This is a genomic window from Dokdonia ponticola (genome assembly GCF_042653865.1).
Classification (GTDB): Bacteria; Bacteroidota; Bacteroidia; order Flavobacteriales; family Flavobacteriaceae; genus Dokdonia; species Dokdonia ponticola.
Genome location: NZ_JBHSFV010000013.1, coordinates 147165 through 157572, shown reverse-complemented (window position 1 = coordinate 157572; position 10408 = coordinate 147165). Strand labels below are relative to the sequence as shown.

Here is a 10408-nt window from a genome sequence, read left to right as displayed (position 1 = left end):
ACGAACAGGGGAAGTTATTGAGGTATGCTTTTAAGTGGAAGGCTAATGAGAATCTAAGCCATAGAGAGATTGCAGAGAAACTTGAAAGAAAAGGATTGATTATTAATCAAAAGAAGCTGAGTGATTATTTTAGAAATCCTTTCTATTGTGGTTTAATAGTGAGTTCGCATATTCCTGATGAGATCGTGCAAGGTAGACACGAAGCACTTATCTCTAAAGAGTTGTTTTTAAAAATCAATGATTCTTTACGAAACAAGGATAAAAGCCAATCCTACAATAAAGACGAGGAGAATTTACCTTTAAAGCAATTTATTAAGGCGAGTTCTTGTGGTGGATATTATACAGGCTATTTGGTAAAAAGAAAGGGGTTGTATTATTACAAGAACAATCGAAGAGGTAGTAGAGAGAATAGAAGCGCTAGAGTGATGCACCAAAAGTTTGAAGAACTACTCAAAACATATCAATTAAGTGATCAGAAGTATATAGTCCCTTTAAAAGAGGTAATGAAGTACACCTTTTTAGAATACCATAAAGAGCAATTACAAGAAACAAAAGCGATAGAAAGACAAGTAAAGGAATTAGATAAAAGAATAGATCGATTAGAGGAGCGTTTTGTTTTTGATGAAATATCAAGAGAGCAATACTTGAAGTTTAAGAGCAAATCAGAGAAGGAGCGAGTAGAAAAGCAAGAATATTTGCAAGTAAACAGCTTAGATGTATCGAACCTTGAAAAAGCAGTGGAGTATGCAGTAGATTATTCCTCGAAACTATCGGTATTGTGGAGTTCAGGAGATTTGGAGACAAAGAGAAGAATTCAAAATATGGTATTTCCCGAAGGAATCCAGTTTGATCACAAAAATGACCGTTATCGAACCATTAGAGTAAATTCTATTTTTAGTGCAATCCCAACAATAGCGGGGAATATGGGAGGAAATAAAAACGGGACACCATCAAATAATATGAAGGCATCCCGTTTAGTACTCGGGACGGGACTTGAACCCGTACGTCCTAATGGACATTGGATTTTAAGTCCAACGTGTCTACCAATTCCACCACCCGAGCAGCCGTTTTGCAGAAGCAAAACATTGGTATATTTTTAATTCAGTATATCAAATTTTCTAGAGCGAAAGACGGGATTTGAACCCGCGACCCCCACCTTGGCAAGGTGATGCTCTACCCCTGAGCTACTTTCGCATGATGTGTTCTTGTAAGAACGTTACTGCTTCAAACAGCGGATGCAAATTTACATCTTTTCTACATTTAGCAAAACCTTTTTTGAAAAAATATCTCACATTATAGAGATTATCTTCAAAATAAATGATAATCATCTTTTAATCAATATACTACAAACTTTTATTTTCTTTCTTTTTTACCAGCATTCGTTTAATTTCATTCAGCTTCATAAGTGCCTCTACAGGAGTAAGTGTATCTATATCGGTGTGTAAGATTTCTTCTTTGATCTGCTCTAATAAGGGATCGTCTAGATTAAAGAAACTTAATTGCATCTCATCTTCAGCCGCAGCCTTTAATTTTCCTGTGAGTTCTTCGCTTCCATGCGATTTTTCGAGCTTTTCCATCATCTTAGTGGCTCTTCTTACTACCTGCTGGGGCATTCCTGCCATTTTTGCCACATGTATTCCAAAGCTATGCGCGCTCCCACCAGGCACGAGTTTACGCAGAAAAAGCACCGTATCCTTTAGTTCCTTTACAGATACATTATAATTTTTAATGCGTTCAAACGTTTCACTCATCTCATTGAGTTCGTGATAATGGGTTGCAAACAGGGTCTTAGGACGCCCGGGATGCTCATGCAAATATTCACTAATCGCCCAGGCAATAGAAATCCCATCATAGGTACTCGTACCACGACCAATCTCGTCTAATAATACTAGACTACGTTCAGAAATATTATTCAAAATACTCGCAGTCTCATTCATCTCTACCATAAAGGTACTCTCCCCCATAGAGATATTATCACTCGCACCCACACGGGTGAAAATCTTATCTACCATACCAATGTGCGCTTCGGCAGCGGGCACAAAACTCCCCATTTGTGCCAATAACACAATGAGTGCTGTTTGTCTTAAAATCGCACTCTTACCCGACATATTGGGTCCTGTAATCATGATCATTTGCTGTGCTTCTCCGTCTAGGTACACATCATTGGCAATATAGCTTTCTCCTAATGGCAATTGCTTTTCTATCACTGGATGACGTCCTTCTTTTATAGAAAGCGCTTGAGAATCATCTACTACAGGTCTTACATAATTGTTGTCTTTGGCCAGTTGTGCAAACGAGCATAACACATCAAGTTGTGCTACCAGGTTTGCATTATTTTGTACTTGAGGAATAAACTGCATCATCCATTGCACTAACTCAGAAAAGAGTTGCTGCTCTATCCCTAAAATACGCTCTTCGGCCCCTAGTATTTTGGCTTCATATTCTTTTAACTCTTCAGTAATATAGCGCTCTGCATTGACTAACGTCTGCTTACGGACCCAGGCTGAGGGAACTTTATCTTTATGGGTATTACGTACCTCTATATAATACCCAAACACATTATTAGATGCGATTTTAAGAGACGTAATTCCTGTCCGCTCGGTCTCTCGTTGGAGCATCTTATCCAGATAGTCTTTTCCTGAAAAAGCAATATCCCTTAGACTATCTAATTCTTCATGAAAACCTGTAGCAATCGCTCCTCCTTTTCCAATAGCAACTGGCGCCTCTTCATTCAGTGTTTCTTTAATTTTTGAGCGTAATAGCTCACACTCATAAATTCCTTCTCCTATAATTTTTAACGCTTCATTGCTTGTATTGGAGCTCAAACTCTTAATTGGCACCATGGCTTCGAGAGAGTTTTTGAGTTGGATGACTTCCCTCGGAGACACTTTACCCGTCGCGACTTTACTGATCAGCCGCTCCATATCTCCTATGTTCTTAATATAGTGGCGTAGTTTATCGAATAAGATCTCGTCCTCCAACAAATAAGACACCACCTCATGACGTTGTTTTATTTTTTCTACATTTTTAAGCGGTAATGCGAGCCAGCGTTTTAAAAGCCGTGCTCCCATAGGAGAGGTCGTTTTATCAATGACGTCTAAGAGGGTGATCGCTTTCGCGAAAGCGGTATGATACAGCTCTAAATTCCTAATCGTAAATCGATCCATCCATACGTAGGCATCCTCTGCAATACGGTTAATGCGTGTAATATGTTCTAATTTATTGTGCTGGGTTTCGCCTAGATAATGTAGAATAGCCCCCGAAGCGATCACACCTTCCTCTAAATGGTCTACGCCAAATCCTTTAAGCGTATTGGTCTTAAAATGTTTATTCAACGACTCAAACGCATAGTCGGTTTTAAACACCCAATCCTCCATAAAAAACGTATGGAAATCAGTACCGAATGCTTCAAAAAATGCCGTCTTTTGTTTCTTTGAAATCAGGAGTTCGCTGGGTGCGAAATTTTGCAAAAGTTTATCAATATAGGCCTCGTCACCTTGAGCGGTCAGGTATTCTCCAGTCGAAACATCCAAAAACGACACCCCTAGTGAACGTTTTCCAATATACACAGCCCCCAAAAAATTATTACGCTTTGCTGAGAGTACTTCGTCATTAAGCGCCACCCCAGGGGTAACCAATTCTGTGACACCACGCTTTACGATTGTTTTGGTCATTTTAGGATCTTCCAACTGATCACAAATCGCCACCCGACATCCCGCTTTGACTAATTTGGGCAAATAGGTATTCAAAGAATGATGCGGAAAACCAGCCAATTCCGTCTTGTCGCCCCCATTATTGCGATGCGTTAAGGTAATTTGTAAAATCCCTGCGGCTTTTACGGCATCCTCTCCAAAGGTTTCGTAAAAATCTCCTACTCTAAAAAGCAATAACGCATCAGGGTATTTTACCTTGATGGTATTGTATTGTTTCATTAAAGGAGTCACTTTTTTTGCTGTGCTTTTTGCCATACTGCAAGGTACTTTTTTGATCGACTTTTACAAACGCAATGTTACATGAGTTATCACCAGTTTTTCACAGTAAAAAATAAGAAGAGGAATGAGTATCTGAATGCTATACGGTCAACTTAGAAAATAGCTCCCTAATGTGGTTGAAATGGAACGTTATTCCCTTTTTACATAGGAAAGAAAAGAGTTTTCTTTATTGTATCCTTCTATGTGAATTTAAAAGATTCCCTCCTTCGAGGGAATTAAGAACAACCACGCTACTAAACATTCATCTTAGAAAATAAGTAACTTTAGGGGTTGAACGGAAAGTTCTTTCCTTTTTGTACCAAAAACTACAAAATTTGAAAGTCAAGAACGGAAAGTCTTTTTTATTTCCATAAAAAATTAGGAAATAAAAAAGACAACCACCACCAAGATTTTATAAGCTCATCTTAGAAAATAAGTCCCATACAACAACTCCGCAAGAGACGGAAATGTTTAGGGAGTGTTTGGTCCCAAATTGAGGGATTTCGATAACCGTGTCACTTTCAGAAACGACTTCTTGTTGTACCCCTTTTACTTCGTTGCCAAAAACAACCGCGTATGTTTTTCCTTTTTCAGGTGTAAAATCGTTGAGCATGACGGCATTTTCTGCTTGTTCAATAGCGCACAAATGAACTCCTTCTTGTTTTAGCTTTCGCGAAAGCGTACTCGTATCCTCCACATACTCCCATGCTACGGCATCAGTCGCCCCTAAAGCCGTCTTTTGAATCTCCCGGTGCGGGGGTTGTGCCGTGATCCCACACAGGTAAATTTTCTTAACCAAAAATGCATCTGCCGTTCTAAAAACCGATCCGATATTATTCAAACTCCGGATGTTATCTAGAATAATGATAAGCGGGGTTTTTGCTGCTTCCTTAAACTCGGTAACAGACTTACGTTCGAGTTCGCTATTTTTTAATTTTCGATTCATTCCCTCTCTGCCTTTTGGTCTCTCTTCCGCCAGGAGAGAAATGCACATTACTTTATATTAGTTTTTACGTATTCGTCGCTCGTCGCTCGAACTTCAAATCTACTTTTGATTATAACCAAAGCGTCTAAGTTGCTTCTCATTACTACGCCAGTTTTTATTGACCTTTACGTAGAGTTCTAAGTGTACTTGTTTTCCGAAAAATTTCTCTAAATCTTTACGAGCTTCTACTCCTACACGCTTTAAAGCGCTTCCTTTATGACCAATGATGATACCTTTTTGGCTGTCACGCTCTACCATAATCACAGCACGCATTCGGATAATGGTCTCTTCTTCAAAAAACTCTTCCGTATCAATCTCTACCGAATACGGAATCTCTTTTTTGTAATGCATCAAGATTTTCTCACGGATGATCTCATTCACAAAAAAACGTTCTGGCTTATCCGTTAACTGATCTTTTGGGTAAAATGCAGGCGATTCAGGCAATAGCTCTACAATACGTTTAAAAACTTCGCCTACCCCAAAATTTTCTAGGGCTGAAATCGCAAACACCTCAGCATTGGGCACTTTTTCTGACCATAATTTTAATGATTCCCCTAAGAGTTCTTCGTTGCCCTTATCGATCTTATTAATTAATAATAGTACAGGAATTTTTGCGCTGCGTATTTTGTTAAAAAAGGCTTCGTCTTTCAATTCTTTTTCACCCAGTTCAACGAGGTATAATAATACATCGGCATCTTCAAAAGCACTTTTTACAAAGTCCATCATCGAGGCCTGTAATTGATACGCAGGCTTGATAATTCCAGGCGTATCACTCAGCACCACTTGAAAGTCTTCACCATTGACAATCCCTAGAATACGGTGACGTGTCGTTTGTGCTTTTGAGGTGATGATCGATAATCGCTCTCCTACAAACGCATTCATAAGCGTACTCTTCCCGACATTAGGATTTCCTATAATATTTACAAAACCAGCTTTATGAGACATATATTCTTTATTTAGTGCAAAGGTAAACTTTCTTAATAGGAATATTCAATTTCTAAAAATCAAAATGAAAGGAGGTATGAGGTGGGAGTTGTTTGCTGGATGCCGGATGCCGGAAGTGGGAAGCAGGAAGTCTGAAGCTGGAAGTTGGAAGCTGGGTGCCGGAAGTGGAAAATGAAAAAAGTACGAATTGGGAAGTACGAGGTACGAAGCTGTAAGTAGGAAGTAGAAAAAGTACGAGGTAAGAGGTGCGAAATACGAGTTATTGGCTGGGTGCTGGGTGTTGGGTGTTGGATGCTGGGTTCAAGATATTTTTTTGTGATTTGTTTTTTTGAGATTTGTGATTTATTGGTTGCTGGAAGCTGGAAGTCTGAAGCGAAGTTTTTAAGTTTTTGTGATTTGTGATTTGTAGAAAAAAGTACAAAGTTGGAGATACGAAGTGGGATGCCGGAAGTGGGAAGCAGGAAGTCTGAAGCTGGAAGTTAGAAGCTTTTTTTGAGATTTGTGATTTGAACTTTTGAGATTTGAGATTTCGTATACATTGGGATGCTGCTGAGTACGCTTTCGCGAAAGCGTAAAACAAAAAGGTTACATAGTTGAACAACTTTGATGACAAATATCATCGTTTGTTTTATTGGGGTATTTTAAATTTAACACCTATGGAATTGTCAAATGATATTGTACTACGTCCTAGATTCTCCTTAGAACTGGATGTAATGCCAGAGAAACTACTAAGTGCATTTGAAGGTGTCGCGCAGACGCAATCTGACTTTGTGATAAGTCGCATTGATGATCATGTATTTATAAGGATTCCAAAAAGCAAACAGCATTTCTGGTCACCACAATTACATCTAGAAATCTATAAAATAGAAGAACAGCCTACGATCCTTAGAGGGCTTTTTGGACCAAATCCCACCGTTTGGACACTCTTTATGTTTTTACATTTTATCATCGCTACGCTTTTTATTGGAGCAGGAATATGGATGTACACGAACATTTCTTTAAAAGCACCTTTTACGTTTCCGTTGGTGTCAATGATCGTGCTGTTTATTTTTTGGTTTCTGCTCTATTTTTCAGGCCGATTAGGAAAAGAAGCGGGAAAGAAAGAAATGAAAGCATTACATACCTTTATGTATGAAACACTCAACCAAATCATCTCCTCATAAACCTAAAACAAGCCTATGACCTTGGTTTATTGCGGGTTCTGTCATAAAGAACAATGCTTCCTGCCACGGCGACATTCAAGCTCATTTTAGAAGGGAATTGCACCAGAAAATGGGATTTTTCAATCGCTTCTTTGGAGAGTCCGTGATCTTCGGCGCCTAAAAGATACACACAACGTCGTGGATGCGCAAAGGTTTCTAAAGCTTCTGAGGTTTCATGCATCTCCACCCCTACAAGTCGGGCGCCTTTGGGTAAATGAGTATAGAAATCAGCAAAGGTTTTGTAGTGAAAATAAGGCATCGCCTTTACTGCATTGTGGGTGTCACTCGCTTGTTTTGCATACCGATTCCCGATGGTGAATATAAAACTCGCTCCTAGATTCTGTGCCGTGCGCCAAAGCACACCTAGATTTTCAGGAGTCTTTCCGTTTTGAATCCCAATGCCAAAAAATTCGTTGGTGAAATTGTCTGGTTCCATGCTGTAAAAATACTATTCTAATCCTTTCTTTTGAACCCATTTGATCAATCCTCCTACCGTGAGCCCTTGTACGAGGATCGAAAAGACGACAATCACATAGGTAATGACCAAAAATAACTCTCTATACATCTCATCAGAAAGGCCTAAGGCAAGTGCAATAGAAATCCCACCTCGCAGTCCGCCCCAGGTCATGATTAAATTGGTTTTGGGTACAAAATCCAATCGCTTTCTAAAAAATCCAATGGGTCCTAATAAGGAGGCATAACGACATGCTAAAACAATTGGAATCGCGAGTAATCCAGCGACTATATATTTTCCTTCCATGGCAAGGACGAGCATCTCCATACCGATCAATACAAACAGTAAGGTATTGAGTAAAATATCAATGAGCTCCCAGAATTTATCCACATAACTTTCGGTAATTTCAGACATCGAGCTTCCGCGTACGGTATCATTGCCAACAATTAATCCGGCGGTGACCATGGCGAGTGGTGCAGAGACATGAAATTGATGCGCTACAGCGGTACCGACCATCACTCCTGCTAATGTGATAATCACCTCTATGTCATAATCGTCTATAGATTTCATAAGGCGATACACAATCCACCCGATAATGCCTCCTAACACAATTCCACCGATGACTTCTTGCCCGAATAATTTGAAGATGTCTACTACTTCTATATTTTCTGTTCCAAAAGAGGCAATCTGAAAAATAGTAAGAAACACAACGACGCCTACCCCATCATTAAATAGGGACTCGCCTACAATTTTGGTTTCTAATTTTTTGGGTGCGCCTGCTTTCTTTAAAATTCCTAAAACCGCGATTGGATCTGTAGGGGAGATCAAGGCTCCAAACAACAAACAATAGATATAGTTTACTTGCAATCCCAACAAAGGCAACACATAAAACATGACCGTTCCTACTAAAAACGTAGATACCAACACTCCAAAGGTTGAAAATACTAATACAGGCCAGCGTTGAATTTTGAGTTGTTCAAAATTGGTATGTAAGGCACCTGCAAACAACAGAAAACTCAACATAATATCCAGCAATACTGTTTTAAAATCAATCTGTTTGATGATATACCGCTCGGCATTGAGTAAGGTAGCATCAAAATAACTCAGTGCAAATACGCCTAATGTAAAGACGATGGTGATGAGCATCAAACCAATCGTATTGGGCAATTTTAAAAATCGCACATTAATGTATCCAAATGCCGCCGAAAGCCCGACGAGTATCGTAATAATAAGAAAGTAATCCATGAATTGTATGGGAAATTATTGAGGCGTAAAGATAGGTATCTATTTTATAAGATGGGGTCTAACGTATTCAAGAAGTATGCACCGATCTTCTGACAAGAAATAGCGTAACGCGCTATTTTAGAGTCGTACGCTGTTTTTTAAGTACTATTTGTTTTACACCTCCCTAGCCCTCCTTTTTAGGAGGGAATTGTTTTGTGTTAAATTTAATTCCCTTGAAGAAGGGAATCTTATTCTTCCTATCTTAAATATCTTTTTTAACCTTTTTTTCGCTTTAAGCGAAAACACAAAACACCTCAACAACACTGATTTGAAAAAAAAGTGTCCTTTTTTGCGACTTTTTTATTCTTTACCTTACTAATAGTATGTAAATAGAATAAAGAGGCTGTATAAAAACAGTGATCAACTGTCACCCTGAGCCTGTCGAAGGGCTTATAAATATCTAAAGATTAAAAACTTCGACAAGCTCAGTTTGATAAGTTACATTTTTATTGAGTTTCACTAACAAATCATCTTTAATGCGCAAAGAAGAAGCTTTTACACAACTCATCAAAGAAAACGAAGGAATCATTTTTAAGATTTCGCGGGTGTATTGCAATACGAGAGAGAATCAAAAAGATTTGTATCAAGATATCGTTTTTCAACTGTGGAAAGGGTTTGACAGTTTTAGAGGAGATGCCAAAGCGAGTACGTGGATGTATCGCGTAGCACTAAATACCGCTTTTACGTTTTTAAGAAAAGAAAAACGAAAAGGTACGTCTGTAACGATAGACAACCTGCATCTCACATACGAACCTGATGATCCGATTCTGGAAAAACGTTTGGCGCAAATGTATGCCCAAATACGCCAACTGTCTGATGTAAACAAAGGGATTATCCTGCTGTTATTAGAAGGCAAAAAGTATGAAGAGATTGCGACCATTACTGGATTTTCTAGAAGTAAAGTAGCGACGCGCATCTCTCGAATCAAAGAACAATTAAGAACACAACTGGTAAAATAACAGACACATGGAACTAGAAGAAATGCAAGCGGCCTGGTCACAAATGAGCCAGGAACTCGAAAAACAAAAACAATTAACCGACGAAATTATACTCAAAATGACACAACAAAAATATACCTCACAATGGAATAAAATAATGACTGGAGAAAAAATAGGCTCCGTGATTTGCTACGGCGCACTCATAGCGATCCTCTTCAATTTCGAAAAACTAGATACCCTTGCACTACAACTATCTGGTGCTTTATGTGTGGTGATCCTTGGTATTCTCCCTATCATATCCTTACAAACCTTACGTGCAATGAAACGGGTCAATGTCACGACTATGAATTATAAAGAAACGATGGAAACGTATGCCAAAGGAAAGAAGAACTTTGTGAATTTTCAGAAGTTAAATATTGCATTGAGCTTTGTTTTTATGCTCCTGACCGTCCCTGTATCAGCCAAATTATTGAATGATGAGAACCTATTTGAGACTTTAGATCCTAAACTAGGAATTGCTGCGCCTTTTATGCTGGCCTTTTTTGGATTGCTTATCTGGATCGTGACACGGTGGTATAAAAGTGTGATCCGTAATTCTGATGCAATTTTGCAGGAGGTTGAGGAGTAAA

Annotated in this window: 8 protein-coding genes, 2 tRNA genes and 1 pseudogene; 4 read left to right on the top strand and 7 right to left on the bottom strand. The window is 38.9% G+C overall.

The annotated features are described in order from the left end of the window. Positions 1-17: 17 nt before the first annotated feature. Positions 18-242 (top strand): annotated as a pseudogene (locus ACFO3O_RS18920) (recombinase family protein); the annotation flags it as partial. A 736-nt stretch (positions 243-978) separates the two neighbouring features. Here ACFO3O_RS18920 and ACFO3O_RS18915 read toward each other — a convergent pair. The 5 genes from ACFO3O_RS18915 to era form a co-directional block, all read right to left on the bottom strand. Next, a tRNA-Leu gene (locus ACFO3O_RS18915) sits at positions 979-1062 on the bottom strand. A gap of 60 nt (positions 1063-1122) precedes the next feature. Next, a tRNA-Gly gene (locus ACFO3O_RS18910) sits at positions 1123-1194 on the bottom strand. A gap of 149 nt (positions 1195-1343) precedes the next feature. Beyond that, positions 1344-3968 (bottom strand): DNA mismatch repair protein MutS, encoded by a 2625-nt coding sequence (gene mutS, locus ACFO3O_RS18905; protein WP_379981755.1) that lies wholly within the window; start codon positions 3966-3968, stop codon positions 1344-1346. Positions 3969-4383: 415 nt separating this feature from the next. Beyond that, positions 4384-4917, bottom strand: a complete 534-nt coding sequence (locus tag ACFO3O_RS18900; RefSeq protein ID WP_379981753.1) for an RNA methyltransferase — start codon at positions 4915-4917, stop codon at positions 4384-4386. A gap of 99 nt (positions 4918-5016) precedes the next feature. After that, positions 5017-5901 carry a GTPase Era gene (gene era, locus ACFO3O_RS18895; RefSeq protein WP_379981751.1) on the bottom strand — a complete coding sequence of 295 codons (885 nt, stop codon included), beginning with the start codon at positions 5899-5901 and terminating at the stop codon, positions 5017-5019. A 656-nt stretch (positions 5902-6557) separates the two neighbouring features. Here era and ACFO3O_RS18890 point away from each other — a divergent pair. After that, the gene (locus tag ACFO3O_RS18890) at positions 6558-7064 is read left to right on the top strand and encodes a GTP-binding protein (protein WP_379981749.1); all 507 of its coding nucleotides are present in this window, start codon (positions 6558-6560) and stop codon (positions 7062-7064) included. 13 nt (positions 7065-7077) lie between these two features. Here ACFO3O_RS18890 and ACFO3O_RS18885 read toward each other — a convergent pair whose 3' ends face one another. Further along, positions 7078-7539 carry an RNA methyltransferase gene (locus ACFO3O_RS18885; protein WP_379981747.1) on the bottom strand — a complete coding sequence of 154 codons (462 nt, stop codon included), beginning with the start codon at positions 7537-7539 and terminating at the stop codon, positions 7078-7080. A 12-nt stretch (positions 7540-7551) separates the two neighbouring features. Next, positions 7552-8802: a cation:proton antiporter gene (locus tag ACFO3O_RS18880; RefSeq protein WP_379981745.1), complete on the bottom strand. Its 1251-nt coding sequence runs from the start codon at positions 8800-8802 to the stop codon at positions 7552-7554. A gap of 515 nt (positions 8803-9317) precedes the next feature. On the opposite strand from ACFO3O_RS18880, the gene ACFO3O_RS18875 reads away from it, so the two are divergent. Next, positions 9318-9800, top strand: a complete 483-nt coding sequence (locus tag ACFO3O_RS18875) for an RNA polymerase sigma factor (RefSeq protein WP_379981743.1) — start codon at positions 9318-9320, stop codon at positions 9798-9800. 7 nt (positions 9801-9807) lie between these two features. After that, complete coding sequence (locus ACFO3O_RS18870; protein WP_379981741.1) at positions 9808-10407, top strand: hypothetical protein; 600 nt, start codon at positions 9808-9810, stop codon at positions 10405-10407. Position 10408 lies beyond the last annotated feature (1 nt).